This window comes from Streptomyces sp. NPDC017520, assembly GCF_044329855.1.
Classification (GTDB): domain Bacteria; phylum Actinomycetota; class Actinomycetes; order Streptomycetales; family Streptomycetaceae; genus Streptomyces.
The window spans coordinates 264,718-286,177 of the sequence record NZ_JBIRKB010000001.1 but is presented as its reverse complement, the minus strand read 5'-3'; the positions used below and the strand labels follow the sequence as shown (position 1 = coordinate 286,177).

Annotated in this window: 12 protein-coding genes; 3 read left to right on the top strand and 9 right to left on the bottom strand. The window is 74.2% G+C overall.

The annotated features are described in order from the left end of the window. Positions 1-27: 27 nt before the first annotated feature. The 3 genes from ACH4KB_RS01290 to ACH4KB_RS01280 form a co-directional block, all read right to left on the bottom strand. Complete coding sequence (locus ACH4KB_RS01290) at positions 28-3,582, bottom strand: UvrD-helicase domain-containing protein (RefSeq protein ID WP_398062445.1); 3,555 nt, start codon at positions 3,580-3,582, stop codon at positions 28-30. Between the two features lie 72 nt (positions 3,583-3,654). Next, positions 3,655-7,131 carry an ATP-dependent helicase gene (locus ACH4KB_RS01285; protein WP_398062444.1) on the bottom strand — a complete coding sequence of 1,159 codons (3,477 nt, stop codon included), beginning with the start codon at positions 7,129-7,131 and terminating at the stop codon, positions 3,655-3,657. A 245-nt stretch (positions 7,132-7,376) separates the two neighbouring features. After that, positions 7,377-7,907, bottom strand: coding sequence for an MGMT family protein (locus ACH4KB_RS01280; RefSeq protein WP_398062442.1), 531 nt, complete (start codon positions 7,905-7,907; stop codon positions 7,377-7,379). Positions 7,908-8,128: 221 nt separating this feature from the next. Between ACH4KB_RS01280 and ACH4KB_RS01275 the strand changes: the two genes are divergently transcribed. From ACH4KB_RS01275 to ACH4KB_RS01265, 3 genes are all read left to right on the top strand, one after another. Then, a complete protein-coding gene (locus ACH4KB_RS01275) occupies positions 8,129-10,963 on the top strand; it encodes a lysylphosphatidylglycerol synthase domain-containing protein (protein ID WP_398062440.1) in 2,835 nt (944 codons plus the stop codon). A 151-nt stretch (positions 10,964-11,114) separates the two neighbouring features. Then, entirely contained in the window at positions 11,115-12,707 is a 1,593-nt protein-coding gene (locus tag ACH4KB_RS01270) for an alpha/beta hydrolase (protein ID WP_398062438.1), read from the top strand. Between the two features lie 116 nt (positions 12,708-12,823). Next, complete coding sequence (locus ACH4KB_RS01265) at positions 12,824-14,419, top strand: alpha/beta hydrolase (protein ID WP_398062436.1); 1,596 nt, start codon at positions 12,824-12,826, stop codon at positions 14,417-14,419. Positions 14,420-14,595: 176 nt separating this feature from the next. Here the strand turns inward: ACH4KB_RS01265 and moeZ are convergent, their stop codons facing one another. The 6 genes from moeZ to ACH4KB_RS01235 form a co-directional block, all read right to left on the bottom strand. After that, on the bottom strand, positions 14,596-15,774 hold the full coding sequence (gene moeZ / locus ACH4KB_RS01260) for an adenylyltransferase/sulfurtransferase MoeZ (protein ID WP_397921568.1): 1,179 nt from the start codon (positions 15,772-15,774) through the stop codon (positions 14,596-14,598). A gap of 99 nt (positions 15,775-15,873) precedes the next feature. Further along, positions 15,874-16,734 (bottom strand): spherulation-specific family 4 protein, encoded by an 861-nt coding sequence (locus ACH4KB_RS01255; protein ID WP_398062434.1) that lies wholly within the window; start codon positions 16,732-16,734, stop codon positions 15,874-15,876. Next, positions 16,722-17,687 (bottom strand): NAD(P)-dependent oxidoreductase, encoded by a 966-nt coding sequence (locus ACH4KB_RS01250; protein ID WP_003966459.1) that lies wholly within the window; start codon positions 17,685-17,687, stop codon positions 16,722-16,724. Before ACH4KB_RS01250 ends, ACH4KB_RS01255 begins: the two co-directional genes overlap by 13 nt. A gap of 280 nt (positions 17,688-17,967) precedes the next feature. Further along, a complete protein-coding gene (locus tag ACH4KB_RS01245; protein ID WP_398062431.1) occupies positions 17,968-19,155 on the bottom strand; it encodes a hypothetical protein in 1,188 nt (395 codons plus the stop codon). Then, positions 19,152-19,409 carry a hypothetical protein gene (locus tag ACH4KB_RS01240; protein ID WP_398062429.1) on the bottom strand — a complete coding sequence of 86 codons (258 nt, stop codon included), beginning with the start codon at positions 19,407-19,409 and terminating at the stop codon, positions 19,152-19,154. Before ACH4KB_RS01240 ends, ACH4KB_RS01245 begins: the two co-directional genes overlap by 4 nt. After that, a complete protein-coding gene (locus ACH4KB_RS01235; protein ID WP_398062427.1) occupies positions 19,402-21,291 on the bottom strand; it encodes a DUF3492 domain-containing protein in 1,890 nt (629 codons plus the stop codon). Before ACH4KB_RS01235 ends, ACH4KB_RS01240 begins: the two co-directional genes overlap by 8 nt. Positions 21,292-21,460 lie beyond the last annotated feature (169 nt).

Here is a 21,460-nt window from a genome sequence, read left to right as displayed (position 1 = left end):
CTCTTGCCGGTCAGGGCAGGACACTCCCTAGGGGGCCGGCTCGTCCAGCAGGATCCGCTCCAGCTCTGCCCGGCCGGGCAGGTCCTGCGGGTGCACGGTCTCCCCGCTGCGTACGTAGAGGAAGGTGGCGGTGACCTCTTCGAGCGGCAGGTCGTGCAGTTCGGCCCAGGCCAGCCGGTAGACGGCGAGCTGGAGCGGGTCGGCGGTGCGGTGGCGGGTGGTCTTCCAGTCGACGATCTCGTACCGGTCGCCCGTGCGGTAGACGGCGTCGATCCGGCCCCGGATCACGCGGCCCGCCAGGGTGATCTGGAACGGGGTCTCCACCCGGTACGGCGTGCGCCGGGCGTACGTGGTGCGCTCGAACGCCTCCTTCAGCTCGGCGAGGTCCCGCTCGTCGGCGATCTCCGCGTCGCTCTCTTCGCCCCCGGGCAGTTCGTCGGGGCCGAGCATGGGCAGCGGCAGTTCCTCGTACCGCGACTCCACCCAGGCGTGGAACCGGGTGCCCCGGCGGGCGGCGGGCTGGGGCGGGCGGGGCATGGGACGGGCCAGCTCCCGGGCGAAGGCGTCGGGGTCCTCGGCCAGGCGCAGCAGCTGGGTGGCGGAGAGCGCGGCGGGCACGAGGACCTCGCGCACGGTGGCGCGGGCGCGGCGCAGCTCCCCGGCCAGGGAGTCCAGGTCCCGGTCCCAGGAGGCGAGGGTGCGGGCCTCCTCGGGGGTGAGCCGTTCCGCGGGACCGGCTTCCTGGGGGTGGCGGGCGGCCGGGATGTGCGGGGGCGTGTGCGGTGCGGTGTCAGGTGCCGGGGGCGGTGCGGTGTCAGGTGCCGGGGGCGGTGCGGTGTCAGGTGCCGGGTCCGGCGCCGTCCCGGGTGCGCTCGGGGGGCGTTCGGTGGGGAGCGCGTCCCAGTCCCACTCCTCGTCGACCGGCTGCTCGTCGACCGGCTCCGTGCCGACCGGCTCCGTCCCGAACAGTTCCTCGTCGAACAGTCCGTCGTCGACCGGTGTGTCATCGGGCTCGTGCGCAGGCTCACCGGTGGCCAGCCGCTCCAGGTGGGCCAGCACCGTGTCCCGGGCGGCGCGGCGGCGGGCGAGGGCGTCGGCGTCCAGCGGGAGCGGCCAGGCCAGGTCGGCGTCCCGGTCCGCGAGGGCCGGATTCTCCTCGTCGTCGGCGGGCTCGTCCGCCCATGCCTCGATCTCGCCGTGGCCCGCCGCGCAGTGCTCGTACAGCGCGTCGAGGAAGGCGGACGGGCCGAGCGTCCTCTTCTGGGACGGGCCCCACCAGTGGCCGGAGCCGAGGAGCAGGGAGCGGGGGCGGGTGAAGGTGACGTAACCGAGGCGCAGCTCCTCCGTGTGCTGGTGCTCCTTCATCTCCGCCTTGAACGCCTTGACCCCCTTGGCGTCGAGGCCGTCGTGCGTGTCGAGGGCCGGGAGCGTCTCCGCGTCGCCGCGCAGGGCGTGCGGGAGCACCTGGGGCTGGGCGGTCCACGCCTCCCGGGCCCGGTCGCTCGGGAACTGGCCCGTGACCAGTCCGGGTACGGCGACGACGTCCCACTCCAGGCCCTTGGACTTGTGGGCGGTGAGGACCTTGACGGTGTTCTCGCCGCCGGGCAGCGCGTTGTCGAGGCCCTTCTCGTACCGCGCGGCGGTCCGCAGGAAGCCGAGGAAGGCGAGCAGGGTCGCCTCGCCGTCCAGGGAGGCGAACCGGGCCGCCGTGTCCAGGAAGTTGGCGAGGGTCTCCCGGCGGCGGGCGGCCAGCGCCTGCGGGGACGCGGACAGCTCGACCTCAAGGCCGGTGGTGGCCAGGACCCGGTGCAGGACGTCCATCAGGGGGTCCGCGAGCGAGCGGCGAAGGTCGCGCAGCTCCCGGGCGAGGCGGGCGAAGCGGACGCGGGCCTCGGCGGAGAACGGCAGCCCGTCGTCGGCCGCGTCCCCCACGACCAGGAAGGTGTCCAGCGCGTCCGCGAGCGATATCACCTCGGCCGGATCCGTGCCCTCGACCGCGTCCGCGAGCCGCTGGTCCGCGTCGGCGTCGTCCTTGTGGCCGGCCCGGTGCACGAGGAGGCGGGCGCGGCGGCCCAGGAGCGCGAGGTCGCGGGGGCCGATGCGCCAGCGCGGTCCGGTGAGGAGGCGGACCAGGGAGGCGTTGGCCCCCGGGTCCTGGAGGACCTCGCAGACGGCGACCAGGTCCGCCACCTCGGGCAGGTGGAGCAGCCCGGCGAGGCCGACGACCTCGACCGGGATGTCCCGGGCGACCAGCGCTGCCTGGATCTCGGGGAAGTCCCCCGCGGTGCGGCACAGGACGGCGATCTCGCCCGGCGGGGTGCCGGTGCGCACGAGGTGGGCGAGGGAGTCGGCGAGCCAGTCGATCTCCTCGGTGTGCGTGGTCAGCAGGGCGCAGCGGACCATGCCGTCCCGCTCGGCTCCCGGTGCGGGGCGCAGCGCCTCGACGCCCTCGTGCATCGCCCGCAGGGGTTCGGCGAGGCTGTTGGCCAGCTGGAGGAGCCGGCCGCCGCTGCGCCGGTTCTCGCTGAGGCTGTAGCGGGTGGCGGGGGTGCCGTCGGCGTGCGGGAAGTGCTCGGGGAAGTCGTCGAGGTTGGCGACGGACGCGCCGCGCCAGCCGTAGATCGCCTGGCAGGGGTCGCCCACGGCGGTGACCGCGTGGCCGGTGGGCGCGTGGCCGGTGGGCGCGTGGCCGCCCTCCCCGGGCTCCGTACCGGCTCCGAACAGCGCGGAGAGCAGCAGCCGCTGGGCCACCGACGTGTCCTGGTACTCGTCGAGCAGGACCACCCGGAACTCCTCGCGCAGGATCTTCCCGACCTCGGGCCGGGTCAGGGCCAGCTCGGCGGAGAGGGCGATCTGGTCGCCGAAGTCCAGCAGGTCCCGGCTGCGCTTGGCGGTTCGGTAGCGCTCGGTGAGACCGAGGAGGGAGCGGCGGGCCTCGGCGGTCTCGGGGATCTTGCGGAGGTCGGCGTTGCTGAGTTTCGTGTGCTCCAGGGCGCTCAGCAGCTCGGTGTCGTGACGGTGCAGCGCGCCGGGCCGTACGAGGTGTTCGGACAGCTCCCCGTCGAGCGCCAGGAGATCGCTGACCAGGGTGGGGAAGGACCGGGTGAGCGCTGGATAGGGGCCCGGGGCCTCGCGCAGCACCTTCGCGGCGAGCTGGTAGCGGGTGGCGTCGGCGAGGAGGCGGGTGGTCGGCTCCAGGCCGATGCGCAGGCCGTGCTCGGTGAGGAGACGGCCGGCGAAGGCGTGGTAGGTGGAGATGGTGGGTTCGCCCGGGGGGTTGTCCGGGTCGATGACGTCGGGGTCGGTGACCCCGGCGGCGATGAGCGCCCTGCGGACGCGCTCGGCCAGCTCGCCCGCCGCCTTGTTGGTGAAGGTGAGGCCGAGGACCTGCTCCGGCGCGACCTGGCCGGTGCCGACGAGCCAGACCACGCGGGCGGCCATCACCGTGGTCTTGCCCGACCCGGCCCCGGCCACGATCACCTGCGGGGCGGGCGGCGCGGTGATGCAGGCCGTCTGCTCCGGGGTGAACGGGATCCCGAGGAGCTCCTTGAGCTGCTCGGGATCGGTGATGCGTGGGGACACGTGAGAAACGGTAACCGGAGCCACTGACAACCCGGGCCGATGCCCGCGAAAGGCCCGACGCCACCCCCGGCCCTACTCCACCACCTGCCGGCCCTCCGGCTGCGCGCTGCACGAGGCGCGGAAGGCGCAGTGGGCGCAGTGGGCGCCGGTGGTGGGCGTGAAGCGTTCGTCCAGGACCTTCCCCGCGGCGGTGGCGAGCAGGCCGGAGACCCACTCCCCCGCCAGCGGCTCCTGGGCCTGGACCTTGGGGAAGGCGTCGCCGCCCTCCTTCTTGGGCGCGGGCTGGCGGAGCTGGACCAGCTCGGCGCCGCCCGGCTCCGGCCGCCGGCCGTCGAAGACCTCGTCGACCGCGCCCTCGCGGACGGCGAGCTGGTAGACGGCGAGCTGGGGGTGGGCGGCGACCTCGTCCTTGGTGGGCGCGCCCTTGCCGGTCTTGAAGTCGACGACGTACGCCCGGCCCTCCGCGTCCTGTTCGACCCGGTCCATCGAGCCCCGGATGCGGACGGCGTACTCGCCCGCCTCCAGGGTCACGTCGAAGTCGTGCTCGCTCGCGGTGGGTGTGCGGCCGCCCCGGTCCAGGACGTGCCAGTGCAGGAAGCGTTCCAGGGCGGCACGGGCGTGGTCCTTCTCCTGTTCGGACTTCCAGGGGGCGTCGAAGGCGAGGCCGTTCCACACGGAGTCCAGGCGTTCCATGAGGACGTCCAGGTCGGCGGGGGTCCGGGAGGAGGCGACCTCGTCGGCGAGTACGTGGACGACGTTGCCGAACCCCTGGGCGGCGGTGGCCGGGGCGTCGGCCTTCACCTCGCGGCCGAGGAACCACTGGAGGGCGCAGGTGTTGGCGAGCTGGTCCAGCGCGCTGCCGGAGAGGGTGACGGGCTGGTCGCGGTCGCGGAGGGGGACGGCGGAGCGGGTCGGCTCCTCCAGGCCCCACCAGCGGTACGGGTGGGCCGCGGGCACCAGCGGCTGCCCCTCGTCGTCGGTGAGCGCGGCGAGCCGGGCGAGGCGGTGGGCGGCGGCCTCGCGCAGCGCGTCGGAGGCGGCCGGGTCGACCGTGGTGGAGCGCAGCTCGGCGACGAGCGCGGCGACGGCGAGGGGGCGGCGCGGGCGGCCGGTGACGTCGCGGGGTTCGACGCCCAGTTCGGTCAGGAAGCGGGAGGGCTGGTCGCCGTCGTCGGCGGGGGCCTTCACCGCGGTGACGACGAGGCGGTCGCGGGCGCGGGTGGCGGCGACGTAGAAGAGCCGGCGCTCCTCGGCGAGGAGGGCCCCGGGCGTGAGGGGTTCGGCGAGTCCGTCACGGCCGATCCGGTCGGCCTCCAGGAGCGAGCCCCGGCGGCGCAGGTCGGGCCAGACGCCCTCCTGGACCCCGGCGACCACGACGAGCCGCCACTCCAGGCCCTTGGAACGGTGGGCGGTCATCAGGCGTACGGCGTCGGGGCGGGCGGTCCGCCGCGAGAGGGTGTCCGCGGCGATGTCCTGGGCGTCGACCTCTTCGAGGAAGTTGAGGGCCCCGCGCCCGCCGGTGCGCTCCTCGGCGCGGGCGGCCGTCTCGAACAGGGCGCACACCGCGTCGAGATCGCGGTCGGCGTTGCGCCCGCCGGCCCCGCCGCGCAGCGCGGCCCGCTCCAGCCTGCCGGGCCAGGGGGTGCCGTTCCACAGGGTCCACAGGGCCTCCTCGGCGGTGCCGCCGCCTTCGAGGAGTTCGCGGGCCTTGCGCAGGAGCGCGCCGAGGCGCTGCGCGCCGTGGGCGTACGCCGGGTCGTGCGTCACGAGCCGTTCGGGCTCGGCGAGGGCGCGGGCCAGCAGGGCGTCGGAGGGCGCGGGGACCCGGATCCCGGCAGCGCGCTCCTCGTCGCGCAGGGCCCGGCCGAGGCGGCGCAGGTCGGCGGCGTCCATGGAGCCGAGCGGGGAGGTGAGGAGGGTGAGGGCGGTCTCGGAGTCGAGCCAGGGGGCCGCCGCTTCGTCCTGCTCCTCGTCGGCGCGGGCGGTGTCGCGGGCGGCGTGCGGCTCCTCGTCGGCGCGGGCGGTGTCGCGGGCGGTGTGCGGCTCCTCGTCGGCGCGGGCGGTGTCGCGGGCGGCGTACGACCCCTCGTCGGCGCGGGCGGTGCGCAGTGCGGCCGCGGCCACCGTCCGCAGCGCCGTCAGCAGGGGGGCGACGGCCGGTTCGTGGCGCAGCGGGAGGTCGTCGCCGTCGACCTCCAGGGGGACCCCGGCGGAGGTGAGGGCGCGGCGGACGGCGGGCAGCGAGCGGCCTCCGGCCCGTACCAGCACGGCCATCTCCTGCCACGGCACCCCGTCCTCCAGGTGGGCGCGGCGCAGCAGGTCCGCGATGTTCTCCAGCTCTGTGGACGCGGTCGGGTAGGTGTACGTCTCGACCTGGCCGCCGTCCCGGACGGCGGCCGGGTCGCGGTGGGCGCGGACCAGGTCGGCGGGCAGCCGGGTCAGCGGCATCCGGCGGGTGAGCAGCCGGGTCGCCGCGAGAAGTCCGGCCCCGGAGCGGCGGGAGGTGGTGAGGACGCCCACGGGCGCGGGGCCCCCGTCCGCCCGGCGGAAGGTGTCCGGGAAGTCGAGGATGCCGTTCACGTCGGCGCCCCGGAACGTGTAGATCGACTGGTCGGGGTCGCCGAAGGCGATCAGCGTCCGCCCGCCGCGCTCTGCCGCCCCGCGCTCCTCGGCGTACCCCGGCGCGCGCCCCCGGTTGCCCGCCAGCGCGTGCAGCAGGCGCACCTGGGACGGGTCGGTGTCCTGGTACTCGTCGACGTACACCGCGTCGTAGCTCCCGGCCAGCCGCTCCGCCACCTCGGGGCGCTCGGCGAGCAGGACCGCGCGGTGCACCAGCTCGGCGTAGTCCAGGACGCCCTGGGCGTCGAGGATGTCGAGGTACTCGGCGAGGAACTGGGCCGCCGCCCTCCAGTCCGGGCGGCCGGTGCGACGGGCGAAGGCGGCCAGCGCGTCCGGGCCGAGGCCCAGTTCACGGCTGCGGGCGAGCACGGCGCGCACCTCGTCGGCGAAGCCGCGGGTGGTCAGGCAGGACCGCAGCTCGTCCGGCCAGCGGACGTGGGCCAGGCCCTCCTTCTCCAGGTCGAGCTGGCCCGCGAGCAGCTCGCGGACGGTGACGTCCTGTTCGGGCCCGGACAGCAGGCGCAGTGGATCGGCGAACAGATCGGCGTCCTGGTGGGCCCGGACCAGGGCATAGCAGTACGAGTGGAACGTGGTGGCCTGCGGGCCCCGGGCCGCCCCGAGGCGGGCGGCCATCCGGTCACGCAGCTCGACGGCGGCCTTGCGGCTGAAGGTGAGAACGAGGATGCGGGCGGGGTCGGCGCCCCGGTCGACCCGCGCGGCGACGGATTCGACGAGGGTGGTGGTCTTTCCGGTGCCGGGGCCGGCGAGGACCAGCAGCGGGCCGCCCGGGTGGTCAACCACCGCGCGCTGTGCTGCGTCCAGGAAGGGGGGATCCACGGAGCCCGGCGGGGTGCGGACCAGGCGGTACGCACCCGTGGTCCGCGGCCGTGACTCACGGTGGGGACTGTGCCGGGTGGAGGAGGAACTCACGTGGATCGCCGGTCCTGGTGGGTGTACGCGGGTGTACGGAAGATGAGGGACGGGGTCGGTGCGGACGGGGAAGAGGGGAGGGGCGGAGCGTGCCGCGCGATGACGACGCTACGCCAGCGACGGCACGGGAGGCAGCGGCCGAGCCGCGTCGCTCGTCACGTGCCCTGCCGCCGTCACGTGCGCTGCCGCCGTCACGTGCGCTGCCGCGTGGGGCCGTATCCACCGGGGGTCGATGGCGGAAGCTGTCAGGTGTGAGCTTTCTCGCCCCGACGGCCCGCACCACGGGCGTCACCGCCAGCACCACGCGCGTCGCCGCCCGCACCACGGGCGTCACCGCCCGCACCGCGCCCTTCATGAGGCGCGGCTCCCGTCTCTCCGCCCTCACCGCCGCCGCCGTCCGGTCGCACGCCGCCGTCCCAGCGGGCGCGCCGCATGTCGATGCGCGGAATGTGCCCCTCCGCCCGGTGCGACGCCTCGCGCAGCGGGGTGCCCTCGGCGCGGTAGTGGTCCAGCGCCCGCAGCTCGTGGGCGGGGAGCAGGGTCCCGTCGGAGCGGACGACGCGCCACCACGGCACGGCCGATCCGTACAGCGCCATGACCCGGCCGACCTGGCGGGGTCCCCCCTCGCCCAGCCACTCCGCGATGTCGCCGTACGTCATCACCCGGCCGGGCGGAATCAGGTCGGTCACATCGAGGACGCGTTCCGCGTACTCCGGCAGTTCGGCGCCGGCCGGGGCGGTGCCGGACCCGCCCTCGCCCGTCTGGTCCTGGCTCATCCGTCCCATCCTGCCGTACGCCACCGACAGCCCGGCCGAAACGGTATCCGTCCGGGCACACCGCGTGCACACGGGTGCAAAGGAGCGTATGTTGCGCTTCCCGCGCCCGTGCGATGCACCCTGATGCCCTCCTCCGACTACGGGCCGTGCCACCATCATGCGGGCGGTGACCGGTGATACCAGAACACGAAGACGGACCAGAGGCGATGAAGGAGCAGGGCGTGCAGCCACCGAAGGCGGCGGACGCCTCCGATGCCGGGGAGCGCCCGCAGGGTGATTCCGAACCCTCCGGAGCGCCCCGTGCCGACGGCCCCACGGCGTTCACCACCGGACATCTGGCCGGCTCGACACTGGCCTCGGCCGAGGGCGCCCTGACCGACCGCGTCTCCGGCGACGAGCCGCTGCTCCCCGCCCGGGTGCACCGCCCCTCCGACCTGATGCGGCTGCTCATCGGGGTGCTCGCGATCGCGGTCCTGTTCTCGATCGCCGCGTTCGCCCATGGCACCACCACCGGCCTGGAGGACGACATCTCCAAGGGCACCGAACAGGCGCCCGATCTGCTGATCAAGATCGCCGGTCTGGTGTCCAGCATCGCCGTGCTGCTGGTGCCCGTCGCCTTCGCCATCGAACGCCTCATCAAACGCGACGGGCTGCGCATCGCGGACGGGGTGCTCGCGGCCGTGCTCGCCCACGGGGTGACGCTCGCCACCGACCTCTGGGTCTCGCGGTCCGCGCCCGGCACCATCCAGGACGCGCTGACCCAGCCGCAGACGGCCGGCGGTTTGACCGACCCGGTGCACGGCTATCTCGCGCCGGTCATCGCGTACATGACGGCGGTCGGGATGGCACGGCGGCCGCGCTGGCGCGTGGTGCTGTGGGTGGTGCTGCTGCTCGACGCGTTCGCGATGCTGGTGGGCGGGTACACCACCCCGTTCTCGATCATCCTCACCGTGCTGATCGGCTGGACCGTGGCGTACGGGACGCTCTACGCGGTCGGCTCGCCGAACGTCCGCCCCACCGGCCAGCACCTGATGGCGGGGCTGCGGCACGTGGGCTTCCGCCCGGTCGCGGCGATGCGCACCGAGGACGCCCCGGACCACGCCGACCAGAGCGACCGGGGACGGCGCTATCTGGTCACCCTGGAGGACGGCCCCCCGCTGGACGTCACCGTCGTCGACCGGGAACAGCAGGCCCAGGGGTTCTTCTACCGGGCCTGGCGGCGGCTCACGCTGCGCGGGATCACCCAGCGGCGCTCGATCCAGTCGTTGCGCCAGGCGCTGGAGCAGGAGGCGCTCCTCGCGTACGCGGCCATCGCCGCCGGGGCGAACGCGCCCAAGCTGATCGCCACCTCGGAGCTGGGTCCCGACGCGGTGATGCTCGTCTACGAGCACATCGGCGGCCGGACGCTGGACTCGATGGAGGACGAGGAGATCACCGACGATCTGGTGCGTGGCACCTGGCGTCAGGTGAAGGCTCTCCAGTCGCGTCGGATCGCGCACCGCAGGCTGACCGGTGACGCGCTGCTGGTGGATCGTTCCGGCAGGGCGTTCGTGACGGATCTGCGCGGCGGTGAGATCGCCGCCGGTGATCTGGTGCTGCGGATGGACGTGGCCCAGTTGCTGACCACGCTGGGGCTGCGGGTGGGGGCCGAGCGGTCGGTCGCCGGGGCGCTGGCCGTGCTGGGCCCGGACGCGGTGGCGGACTGTCTGCCGCTGCTCCAGCCGATCGCGCTGAGCCGCTCCACCCGCGCGACGCTGCGCCGGATCGCCCGCGAGCGTTCGCAGCGCGAGCGGGAAGCGGTGGTGGAGGCCTCGCAGGCGGCCAAGCAGGCGAAGGCGCAGTCCGCCGACGGGGCGTCCCCGGACCCCGGCGGGGCGTCCCCGGATCACGGCGCGGACCGGGAGACCGGACAGAAGGCGGGCCCCAGGACGAGTCCCAAAGCCGACCACAAAACCGGCCACAAGGCGGAGCGCAAGTCGCTGCGCACCGAGAAGCAGGCCGAGAAGCGCGCCATGGACGACGCGCTGGAGGAGGCCCGCGAGGAGGATCTGCTCGCCCAGATCCGGCGTCAGGTGCTGCTGATCCGCCCGCAGGCCCCGGTCGAACCGGTCCGCCTGGAGCGCATCAAACCGCGCACCCTGTTCAGCTTCATCGCCGGGGCCATCGCCGCGTACTTCCTGATCTCGCAGGTCACCCAGGCGAACTTCGGGGTGGTCGTGGAGCAGGCGGAGTGGGGCTGGGTGGCGGCCGCCCTCGGATTCTCGGCGCTGAGCTACGTGGCGGCGGCGATGAGCCTGCTGGGCTTCGTGCCGGAGCGGGTGCCGTTCTCGAAGACCGTGCAGGCGCAGGTGGCCGGCTCGTTCGTGAAGATCGTCGCGCCGGCCGCCATCGGGGGCGTGGCCCTGAACACCCGCTTCCTCCAGCGCGCCGGGGTGCGCCCCGGGCTCGCGGTGGCGAGCGTGGGGGCCTCGCAGCTCTTCGGGCTCGGCGCCCACATCATGCTGCTGGCGCTGTTCGGGTATCTCACCGGTACGGAGCGGACCCCGGACTCGCTGACCCCGTCCCGGACAGTGATCGCCGGTCTGCTGACGGTCGCGGTGCTGGTGCTGGTGGTGACGGCGGTCCCGTTCCTGCGGAAGTTCGTGGTGACGCGGGTGCGCTCGCTGTTCGCCGGGGTCGTGCCGCGCATGCTGGACGTGGTGCAGCGGCCGCAGAAGCTGCTGACGGGCATCAGCGGCATGCTGTTGCTGACCGGCCTGTTCGTGCTCTGCCTGGACGCCTCGATCCGGGCGTTCAGCGGCCCGGGCGTCCCCCAGCTGAGCTACGCGAGCATCGCGGTGGTCTTCCTGGCGGGGAACGCGATCGGCTCGGCGGCCCCGACGCCGGGCGGGATGGGCGCGGTCGAGGGCGCGCTGACGCTGGGCCTGATCGCGGTCGGTCTGCCGGCCGAGGTCGCGGCTCCCGCGGTGCTGCTGTACCGCGTGATGACGCTGTGGCTGCCGGTGCTGCCGGGGTGGATCTGCTTCAACCAGCTCACCCGCAAGGGCGAGCTGTAGCCGGCGGCCCGGGCCGGGCGAGCCGACCTTCCGCCGGGCCGCCGCGGGCGAGCTGTGGCCGAGCGTGGGCCCGGCGGGGGCGACGGGCCCCCGCCACCCGCATGGACCGCGCCCGGCCGCGCTCCCCGGCGCCCCGCCGCACGATGGGGGCATGAGGACTTCCCCCGCCCTGCGTGCCGCCGCCCTCGCCGCCACCGCCACCGTGCTGCTGCCGCTGGCCGCCTGTTCGGACGACGGTGACGGGGAGGGGTCCTCGACGCCCACCGGGGCCTCGACCGCCTCGCCGTCCTCCACCGCCGACGACCTGGCCTCGCAGCAGCTCGAATGGTCCCCGTGCCCGCCCCCGAACTCGGCCCAGGGCGGCGGCGAGTCGCCGTCGCCGCTGCCCGGCGGCGTGGTGTGGGAGTGCTCCTTCATGGACGTACCCCTCGACTACGCGGAGCCGGACGGCCGCACGATCGAACTGGCGCTGGTACGGGCGAAGGCCAAGGAGCGAAAGCGGCGGATCGGCTCGCTGGTGTTCAACTTCGGCGGACCCGGCGCGTCCGGCGTCGCTACGCTGCCCGCGTTCGGCACCGAGTACGACAAGCTCCGCACCCGGTACGACCTGGTGAGCTTCGACCCGCGCGGGGTCGGCCGCAGCGAGGGCGTCGAGTGCGCCGACGACGCCGAGCTCGACGCCTTCTACCAGGAGGACTCCACCCCGGACGACGCGGCCGAGGAGAAGCAGTTCGTCCAGGGGCAGAAGGACTTCATCGCGGACTGCGAGGAGAACTCCGGCCCCGAACTCCCCTTCGTGGGCACGACCAACGCCGCCCGCGACATGGACCTGATGCGCGAGGTCCTGGGCGACGACAAGCTGCACTACTTCGGCATCTCGTACGGCACCGAGCTGGGCGGCGTCTACGCCCACCTCTTCCCCGACAAGGTCGGCCGGGCGGTCTTCGACGCGGTGGTCGACCCGACGAAGGACGCCGAGCAGTCCGCCATCGGCCAGGCCCAGGGTTTCCAGTTGGCCCTGGACAACTTCACGAAGGACTGCGCGGAGCGCGAGGACTGCGCGCTGCCCGGGGCCACCCAGCAGGAGGTCGAGCAGGGCGTCGCCGATCTGCTGGCCGAGCTGGAGAAGGAGCCCGTCGACGGTCTCGGCGACCGGGCGCTGACGCAGACGCTGGCCACCACCGGCATCGCGTCCGCGCTGTACTCCAAGGAGACCTGGCCGCTGCTGGAACAGGGCCTGGACGAGGCGGGCGCCGGGAACGGCGGGCTGCTCCTCGCCCTGGCCGACTCGCTGAACGGCCGCTCGGAGGACGGGCGGTACGACAACTCCAACGCCGCCAACATCTCCATCAACTGCGCCGACAGCAGCCAGCGGTTCTCCCTGGAGCAGACGAAGGCGGCGCTGCCCGCGTTCCGCAAGGCCTCCCCGCTGTTCGGGGACTACCTGGGCTGGGGCCTGATGAGCTGCACCGGCTGGCCGGTGGCGGGCGCCTGGAAGACCCCGGATGTCAGCGCCCCCGGATCCGCCCCGATCCTGGTCATCGGCAACACCGGTGACCCGGCGACCCCTTACGCGGGTGCGAAGGCGATGGTGGAGAAGCTGGGCGAGGGCGTCGGCGTCGAGCTCACCTACGAGGGCGAGGGACACGGGGCGTACAACAGCAAGAACGCGTGTGTGCAACGGGCGGTGGACGGCTATCTGTTGAACGGTACGGTGCCGAAGTCCGGCACCGTCTGCGGGTGACTTTGACCCCCGACTCCCGTGTCGTGCAAGGCGGTTAGCATGGCCGCACATCACAGCCGCCCGACGCGTCACCACCGGCTTCGGGCAGCACGCCCCCAGGGGAGGGAAGCCGGATCATGCGTGCCCACCGTCGTGCCCAGCGGGCCGCCGTCTCGACAGGAGCAGCCCTCCTCGCGGCGGGACTGCTCGCCGGCTGCGGCCTGTTGAGCTCGGAACCGGAGGCGAGCGAGCCGGCCGACGGTCGCCCCGGCGGCACCTCCGCCGCGCCCACGCCGACGGACCTCAAGGACTCCCCCAGGACACCGGAGCTGCCCTCCGCCCTCACCTCGCAGCGCCTCGACTGGAAGCGCTGCCCCGCCCCGCGGGGTGGTGAGGCCCCCGGTTCCGCCTGGCGTTGCGCGAGCGTGGACGTACCACTGGACTACGCGGATCCGTCGGGGGAGACGCTCTCCGTCGCGCTGGTCCGCAAGGAGGCCCGCGACAAGGGGCGGCGGCTCGGCTCACTGCTGTTCAACTTCGGCGGGCCCGGCGGATCCGGCGTCGGCATGCTGCCGCGCTCGGCAGACGCGTACGCGAAGCTCAACTCCCGCTACGACCTGGTGAGTTTCGACCCGCGCGGGGTCGCGGCCAGCTCCGGGGTGCACTGCCGCACCGACAAGGAGCAGGAGCAGGCCCACCGGAGCGTCGACCTGACTCCGGACACGGCGGCCGAGGAGACCGCGTTCATCGAGGACGCCGCGGACTTCGGGGCCGGCTGCGAGCGCCGCTCGGGCGCGGTCCTGCCGCACGTCGGGACGGTCAACGCCGCCCGCGACCTGGACCTGATCCGCGAGGTCCTGGGCGACGAGAAGCTGTCCTACTTCGGCTTCTCCTACGGTACGGAGCTGGGCGGAACGTACGCGCACCTCTTCCCGCACAAGGTGGGACGTACCGTGCTGGACGCGGTCGTCGACCCGACGGCCGACGGGACCGGGCACGCCCGCAACCAGACCACGGGCTTCCAGCGCGCCCTGGAGAACTACCTCAAGGACCGCGGCCAGGACCCGGAGGCGGGCTCCGAGCGCATCGCCCGGCTGCTGGCCCGCATAGACCGGAGCCCGCTGCCGACCGACTCGGGCCGTGAACTGAGCGAGTCGCTCGCCATCACCGGCATCGTCACCCCGCTGTACTCCGCATCGGCCTGGCCCGCCCTGACAGCCGCGCTCGACGAGGCGGAGAACGCCGGCACGGGCAATGGTCTGCTCCGGCTCGCCGACTCGTACAACGGCCGGGACGAGCAGGGACGTTACGACACCCAGAGCCACTCGCAGCGGGCGATCTCCTGCGCCGACTCGGCGTCCCGTCCCACGGTGGACGAGGCCCGTGCGCTGCTGCCGGAGTTCCGGAAGCTGTCACCGGTCTTCGGCCCGTTCCTGGCCTGGGACACCGCGGGCTGGTGCGCCCAGTGGCCGGTCGAGGGCGAGCGCGTGACGCCGGAGACCAGCGCGCCGGGCGCGGGCCCGATCCTGGTCGTCGGGACGACCGGCGACCCGGCGACCCCGTACGAGGGGGCGCGGCGGATGGCGGACGAGCTGGGCAAGGGCGTCGGTATCCTGCTGACCAACGAGGGCGAGGGGCACGGGGCCTACGGCGGCAACGACTGCGTGACCTCGACGATCGACGACTACTTCCTGGACGGGAAGGTCCCGAAGGACGGCACGACCTGTTCGTAGCCACACCCTGTTCGTAGCCACGACCCGTTCGCAGACACGACCCGTTCGCAGGAGGGGCTGGTTCGCAGGAGGGGCCCGTTCGCAGGAGGGGCCCGGGAGGCCGGGCACACGGAAGGGGCCGGCGCGCGCGGCGTGCGCGGACCGGCCCCTTCCGTACAGATGTCGTACGGAACGCTCTAGTACACCGGCTTCCCGGGCTCGATCTGGTTGACCCAGCCGATCACGCCGCCGCCGACGTGCACCGCGTCGGCGAAGCCCGCGGACTTGAGGACCGCGAGGACCTCGGCGCTGCGGACGCCCGTCTTGCAGTGCAGGACGATGCGCTTGTCCTGCGGGAGGTCCTGGAGGGCGGTGCCCATGAGGAACTCGTTCTTCGGGATCAGCTTCGCGCCGGGGATCGAGACGATCTCGTACTCGTTCTTCTCGCGGACGTCGATGATCTCGATCTTCTCGTCGCCGTCGATCCACTCCTTGAGCTGCTTGGGAGTGATCGTCGCGCCGAGCGCCGCCTCCTGCGCCTCCTCGGACACGACGCCGCAGAAGGCCTCGTAGTCGATGAGCTCGGTGACGGTGGGGTTCTCGCCGCAGACCGCGCAGTCGGGGTCCTTGCGGACCTTGACCTGGCGGTACTGCATCTCCAGGGCGTCGTAGATCATCAGACGGCCGACCAGCGGGTCGCCGACCCCGGCGAGCAGCTTGATGGCCTCGGTGACCTGGATGGAACCGACGGACGCGCAGAGCACGCCCAGCACGCCGCCCTCGGCGCAGGAGGGGACCATGCCCGGCGGCGGGGGCTCCGGGTAGAGGCAGCGGTAGCAGGGCCCGTGCTCGGACCAGAACACGGAGGCCTGGCCGTCGAAGCGGTAGATCGAGCCCCAGACGTACGGCTTGTTCAGCAGCACCGCGGCGTCGTTGACGAGATAACGGGTGGCGAAGTTGTCCGTGCCGTCCACGATCAGGTCGTACTGCGCGAAGATCTCCATCACGTTCTCGGCTTCGAGCCGCTCTTCGTGAAGGACCACGTTGACGTACGGATTGATGCCCAGCACCGAGTCCTTGGCGGACTCGGCCTTGGACCGGCCGATGTCGGCCTGGCTGTGGATGATCTGGCGCTGCAGGTTCGACTCGTCGACCTCGTCGAACTCCACGATGCCGAGCGTGCCGACACCGGCCGCGGCCAGATACATCAGGGCCGGCGAGCCGAGGCCGCCGGCGCCGACACACAGCACCTTGGCGTTCTTCAGGCGCTTCTGCCCGTCCATCCCGACATCCGGGATGATCAGGTGGCGGGAGTACCTGCGGACCTCGTCGACGGTGAGCTCAGCAGCTGGCTCGACCAGGGGTGGCAGCGACACAGGAACCTCAACAATGCAGGTGGTCGGATTCTACGTAGACCGACTTCTTACGGTCGACTACGTACGGTTGTTCTCCCCGTAACACTGCCACGCCCCTCCTCATTCCGAGATACCAGGTCCGATCCGCGAGACGATTTCGTCCCAGTACCTGGGCAGCGCCGCGAATGGGTCGCTTTGTCCGCTTCGGTCGTCCCGGCCGTTCTGGTTGTCCCGGTCGTTCCGGTCGTTCCGGTCCGTGAAGAAGATCGTCCCGGCGCCCTGCCAGCGGGCGATGCGCATGGCCTCCTCCAGGTGGGTGCGCGGCACCCCGTGGACGAGGTGGGCGAACCGCTCCGGCGGATAGTCGGCCGTCCACTCGGCCACCTGGGACCAGCGGTAGTGGGTCCACGGGCCCTGGAAGGTGACCAGCTGGTCGGCCGCCTCCGCGTAACCGGGATACGGGTGGGTACCGTGGCCCAGCACGAGGCGGCCCCCGTCGTCGGCGCTGTCGCTCTCCGCCAGCAGGGCGTGGAGCGTACCGGTGAGCCTGCGGACGGCCGGCAGCTCGGCCCGTTCGGCGGGGCAGCGGGCGAGGTAGAAGCCGCCGATCCGGTACCAGTCGATGAAGGACCGGGCGTCCGCGATCAGCTCCTCGAACGGCCGCTCGCCCCAGGCCAGGTCGAGGTGGCCGAGCAGCCTGCCGCCGGAGGCCCTGACGGTGTCGTCCGGGGAGCAGCCGTGCAGGGCGCGTTCGCGGGCGTTGCGCAGCCTGCCCGCCGCCTCCAGGCAGTGCGGGTCGGGCCGGGAGCCGGGGCCGTCCGCGATGTTGAGGACGGCCCAGTGCAGCGGGGTGCCGGGGCGGGCCAGTTCGGCCCATTCGGCGGGGGCGAGCAGCGGGTGGGCGTAGCCGGGGACGCCGAAGCCGAGCTGTTCGCCGCCCGCGGTGCGGCGCGCGTCGGCGGGAGCGGTCAGATACGGCACGCCGCCTCCATCCAGATGTCCGCCAGGGACTCCTCCAGATTGATCCGGGGCCGCCAGCCGAGCCGGTCCCGCGCGGTACGGACGTCGGCCTGCTGCCAGGCGCCGCAGCCGTCGGGGTACGGGGACGGGGTGGCGGCGAGGTGCTCCATGACGGACTCGGCGGAGGTGCGCGGAGCCCCGATGGGCAGGCGCGCGGGGGGCGTGTCCAGCTCGTGGAGGGCGCCCGCGTACCCGGCGACTCTCGCCAGGACGGCGGCGGCGTCGCGGAGGCGGACGGCCCGCCCGGTGCCGATGTTGACGACGCCCTGGGCGGCGGAGAGCGAGGCGGCGTGGACGGCCCGCGCCACGTCCCGTACGTCGACGAAGTCCCGCTGCACGCCGAGGCCGCTGAGCTTCAGCTCGCCGTCGCCGGACTGCATGGCCCGGCGCATCGCCTCGGCGAGCCGGCCGAGCGGGGAGCCGGCGGGGGTGCCGGGGCCGACGGGCGAGAAGACCCGCAGGACGACGGCGTCGAGGCCGGAGCCGAGGACCAGTTCGGTGGCGGCGAGCTTGCTGACGCCGTACGGGCCGCCGGGGCGCGGGACCGCGTCCTCGGCGGTGGAGGACCCGGGCTGCGAGGGCCCGTACTCCGAGGCGCAGCCGACCTGGACGAGCCGCGCCCCGCAGCCGCTGCGGCGCAGGGCCTCGCAGACGGTGGCGACGGCGACGGTGTTGTGCCGGGTGAGGTCGCGTGCACCGCCGCGCGTGGCGCCCGCGCAGTTGACGACGACTCCGGGATGGACGGCGTCCAGGAAGCGGGTGAGCGCCCCGGGGCTGCCGCCCGCGAGGTCGAACCGGACGTCGGCGTCGTCGCCGCGGCCCAGAGCCGTGAGGTGGACGGCCGGATCGGCGAGCAGACGGTCGGCGACGAAACGGCCGAGGAATCCGTTGGCTCCGAGCAGCAGCACCCTCATCGCGCACCGCCTCGGTGCCGACGGCTCACTGCCGGTGCGGGGGATTGGGGGGTCATGGCTGGTTTCTCCTCAGTCATCGAATCGGTCGTGCGGTGCTGGACGAACCCGCGGCGTCGGCTCCGCGGGAGTGGGCCGGTGAAGCGGTGGAACGGTCTGAGTGGGGTGGAGTGGGGCGGAGTGGCTGGTGCGGTGGTCGGTAGGCGGGTCGCGCGGTGGTTCGTGGGCGGGTCGTGCGGTGGCACGTCGGTGGGGCGTGCGGTGGTACGTCGGTGGGGCCGCCTCAGGTCCGGGTGTGGGCGGAGGCGCGGGAGAGCGCGAACGCCGCGTGCAGGAGCAGGCCGACGGCGGCCCCGCCGCAGGCGAGGGCCGACACGGCTCCGGTCCCGCCCGCCGAGACGAGGGCGTTCACGGGCCGGGCGAGGGGTTCGAGTCCGGGGAGCCGGGAGGCTAGGACGAGGGCCGGGGCCCCGGCCTCGACGGCGCAGGCGGCGGCGAGCGCGACGGTGCCCGGTTCGGGCAGCCCGTGCGCTGCGAGCAGCCGGGCCACGAAGAACAGGACCCCGAGGGCGGCGGCCGCGACGGGAGTTCCGCCGCCGAGGCCGAGGCCGGCCAGGTACAGCAGAGGCAGCAGCGCACCGAGGAAGAGGGTGACGGCCGCCAGGAGCAGGGGCCGCACGCCCGCGCCGAACTCCTCCAGGGCGCGGCTGCCGGCCAGTCTGCGGTGGGCGTGGACGGTGAAGAGATGGGCGCACCAGGCGGCCGGGGCGACGGCGGCGGCGAGACCGAGCAGCGGGGCCGGGGTGCCGTCCCACGGACCGTCCGGGCCGCCGGTCATGACCTGGGCGAGCAGTTCCTCGCCGTACACCGCGTAGCTCAGCAGCCAGCAGCCGTACATCCCGGCGCGGCCCGCTCCATCGGGGGCGCGCAGAGGGCCCCGGCCCAGGCACGCCCGGAGCGCCAGGCAGGCCAGGACGGCGCCGACGACGGTGACGAGGGCCCGTGTCCCGTCACCGAGGACGCCCTCGGTGACCCGGAGCACCCCGGCGGTCGCCAGGCAGGCGGCGCCCGGGAGCAGGGCGAGGAGCGTCCACGCGGCCCGCGCGTCGGTGTAGGGGCCGGGGCCGGGGCGCCCGTCGGCGACGCGCTCCGGCGTACGGGGCGGCCTGCGGGCGTACAGCTCCTCGGCGAGGGCGAAGACGTCCCGGTGGCGGTAGCGGGCGGCGGTGCGGTCGGTAAGGCCGTGCGCCTCCAGTCCGGCGGCGATCTCCAGGGGGTCCACGGCCCGTTCGCACAGGTCGCGATGGTGGTGCAGGAGGGACTTCACCGGGTCGGCCGGGCCCCGCCGGGCGGCGCCGTCCGGCGCCCGGCGCGCCGTGGTGCGGGGCCGGATCTCCGCGGGGCGTTCCGGGACGGGCGCGGGGCGCTCCGGGGCGGCAGCGGGGGTCGCCGGGTCGTCCGGACGGGTCATCGGGGGGTCTCCGTGGTCGGGTCGGCATCCGGGGCGGGAAGGCTCGCTTCGTGAAAGGCCGCTTCGTGAAAGGCCGCTTCGTGAAAGGCCAGTTCGTGGAAGGCCGGGCGGTGCAAGGCCGGTTCACGCAAGGCCAGTTCGCGCAACGCCAGGCGGCGCAAGGCCAGTTCGTGGAAGGCCGGGTGCTGCAAGGCCAGTTCGCGCAAGGCCGCTTCACCGAAGGCCGCTTCGCGCAAGGCCGGGTGGTCACGCATCGCCGTCCCCCGCCGGTCCGGACGCGATCACGCAGACGCCCTCGGGCTCCGGCTCCCGCGTGTGCTGCGGCTCGGGCTCCCCGGGCCGGGCCGGCAGCCGGCTCCCGGGCGCGGACGCCCGGCCCGGCACGGAGGCGTCGGACTGCTCCGGGTCCGGCTGCGGACGGAGGCGCGGCCCGGGCTGGGTCCAGTGGCCGAGGAGGCGGGCCTCCGGCGGGGTGGCGAAGGGCAGCGGGTCGCCGTGGGCGTCCACCGTGTCGGCCTCGCGGCGCACCGGGGTGTGCGAGATCAGCTCCAGGTAAATGCCGCGAAATGCCGCGAGGTCCTGTTCGACGGTGAAGAGTTCGAGCGCGCGGGCCCTTGCGGCGGCCCCCAGGCGTGCTCGACGCTCGGGGTCGCGCAGCAGTGCGACGCAGGCGTCGGCGAGCGCCTTGGGGTTGCGCGGGGGTACCACCAGGCCGGTGCCGCCGATGACTTCGACGACCGCTCCCACGTCGGTGGAGACGGTGGCCCGGCCGCAGAACATGGCTTCGACGAGGCTGACCGGGAAGCCCTCGACGACGCTGGACAGCACGATCACGCCGCCCGCGCCGTAGGCCTCGGCGAGGTCGGGGACCTCGGGGCCGCCGATCTCCTCGAAGGTGACCGGGCTGACGCCCTCGCTGTGCGCGCCGGCGGCCTCGTCCGGGAAGAGCTGGGCGGCCAGGGCCGTGCAGTGGGCGAGGTAGGTGGTGGCCCCGTCGCCGTCCGCCGGGGCGCCGAAGACGCGCAGCCGGGCGCCGGGCTCGGCACGGCGGACCTCGGCGAAGGCGTGGAGGAGGGCGATCAGGTCCTTGGCGGGCTCGATCCGGCCGACCCAGACCAGCGTGTCGGGACCGCCCGCGCCGTCGCCCCCGCCGACCGCGGCGGGGCGCTCGGCGTCCTCGCCGACCTGGCCGAAGCGCTCGGCCGCCATGCCCGGGTAGACCGTGCGCTGCTTGGCGGGGTCCGCTCCGCAGCGCTGCTGCCAGCGGCGGACGTGGGTGTTGCCGGGGGTGAGCATCGCGGCCTGCCGGTAGACCTCGGTGGTGAGGCGACCGTGGAATCCGGCGAGGAGGGCGCGCACAGGGGTTCCGTACGGGGTGTCGCGGGCGGCCAGGTAGTGCGCGCGCAGCGGGACGTTGTGCTCGGTGACCAGCAGCGGCACCCCGAAGAAGCGTTTGGCCAGGAGCCCCGGGAGCGCGACCGCTCCACCGGAGGCCGCATGGCAGAGGTCGACCGCTCCGAGGCTCTCCTGGTCGTACCAGTCCAGCGAGAGGGGTCGCAGCGCGCGTTCCAGCTCGGCGGCGAAGGCGAGGAGGTCGGGGACGGTGGCGCTCTGCGCGATGCGGCCGGCGCCCCGGGCGCGGGCGGCGGCCTCCAGGATCCGGACGGTGCCCTCGGAGCGCAGGGCGAGATGGAGTCCGCCGCGCTCGCGGGCCAGCTCGGCGAGGCCGTAGAGCCCTTCGGCGAACAGCTCGGCGCCGGGGCCCTCGCCCGCGCCCGTACCGGCCTCGTCGGGGGTGCAGATCGCGGTGGCGAGGGCGGTGAGGCGGTCCGTGAACCGCCCGCGGTCGCGCCGCCCGTAGGACTGTTCGCCCCCGGTCACCAGCCGGGCCAGCAGGCCGCGTTCGCCGCTGCCGCGCAGGGTGCCGTCCTCGGGGGTCCACAGCGGCGCGGTGCGCACCCGGCCGACCTGGGGCGGCAGCCGGACCCAGCCCTGGTCCTCCTGGCGGGCGGAGCGGCTCAGGGCGAACAGGTCGAACTCGTGCTGCGGCAGCCCGCGCACCAGTCGTTCGCACCAGAGCCTGGACTCACCGGTCGTATATGGATAACCACCGTCGGTGAGCAGTCCGATCCGCACGAATACACCCCCGATCTCCCTTGTGGGCGGCCGCCGTTGAAATGGCGAGTCGCAGCGGGACGACCGTAAGCGGATACGGCGGTGGGGGGGGGGGGGGGGGGGGGGGGGGGGGGGGGCGCGGCCGGGGGGGGCGCGCCCGCCGACAGCCCACCCGGCGACGGCCCCGCCC

Excerpts from the sequence above, each read along its gene's own strand:
- ACH4KB_RS01240 (WP_398062429.1), bottom strand. The coding sequence starts at position 19,409 with ATGCGTGACCACCCGGCCTTGCGCGAAGCGGCCTTCGGTGAAGCGGCC.
- ACH4KB_RS01270 (WP_398062438.1), top strand. The coding sequence starts at position 11,115 with ATGAGGACTTCCCCCGCCCTGCGTGCCGCCGCCCTCGCCGCCACCGCC.
- ACH4KB_RS01245 (WP_398062431.1), bottom strand. The coding sequence starts at position 19,155 with ATGACCCGTCCGGACGACCCGGCGACCCCCGCTGCCGCCCCGGAGCGC.
- ACH4KB_RS01265 (WP_398062436.1), top strand. The coding sequence starts at position 12,824 with ATGCGTGCCCACCGTCGTGCCCAGCGGGCCGCCGTCTCGACAGGAGCA.
- ACH4KB_RS01250 (WP_003966459.1), bottom strand. The coding sequence starts at position 17,687 with ATGAGGGTGCTGCTGCTCGGAGCCAACGGATTCCTCGGCCGTTTCGTC.
- ACH4KB_RS01280 (WP_398062442.1), bottom strand. The coding sequence starts at position 7,907 with ATGAGCCAGGACCAGACGGGCGAGGGCGGGTCCGGCACCGCCCCGGCC.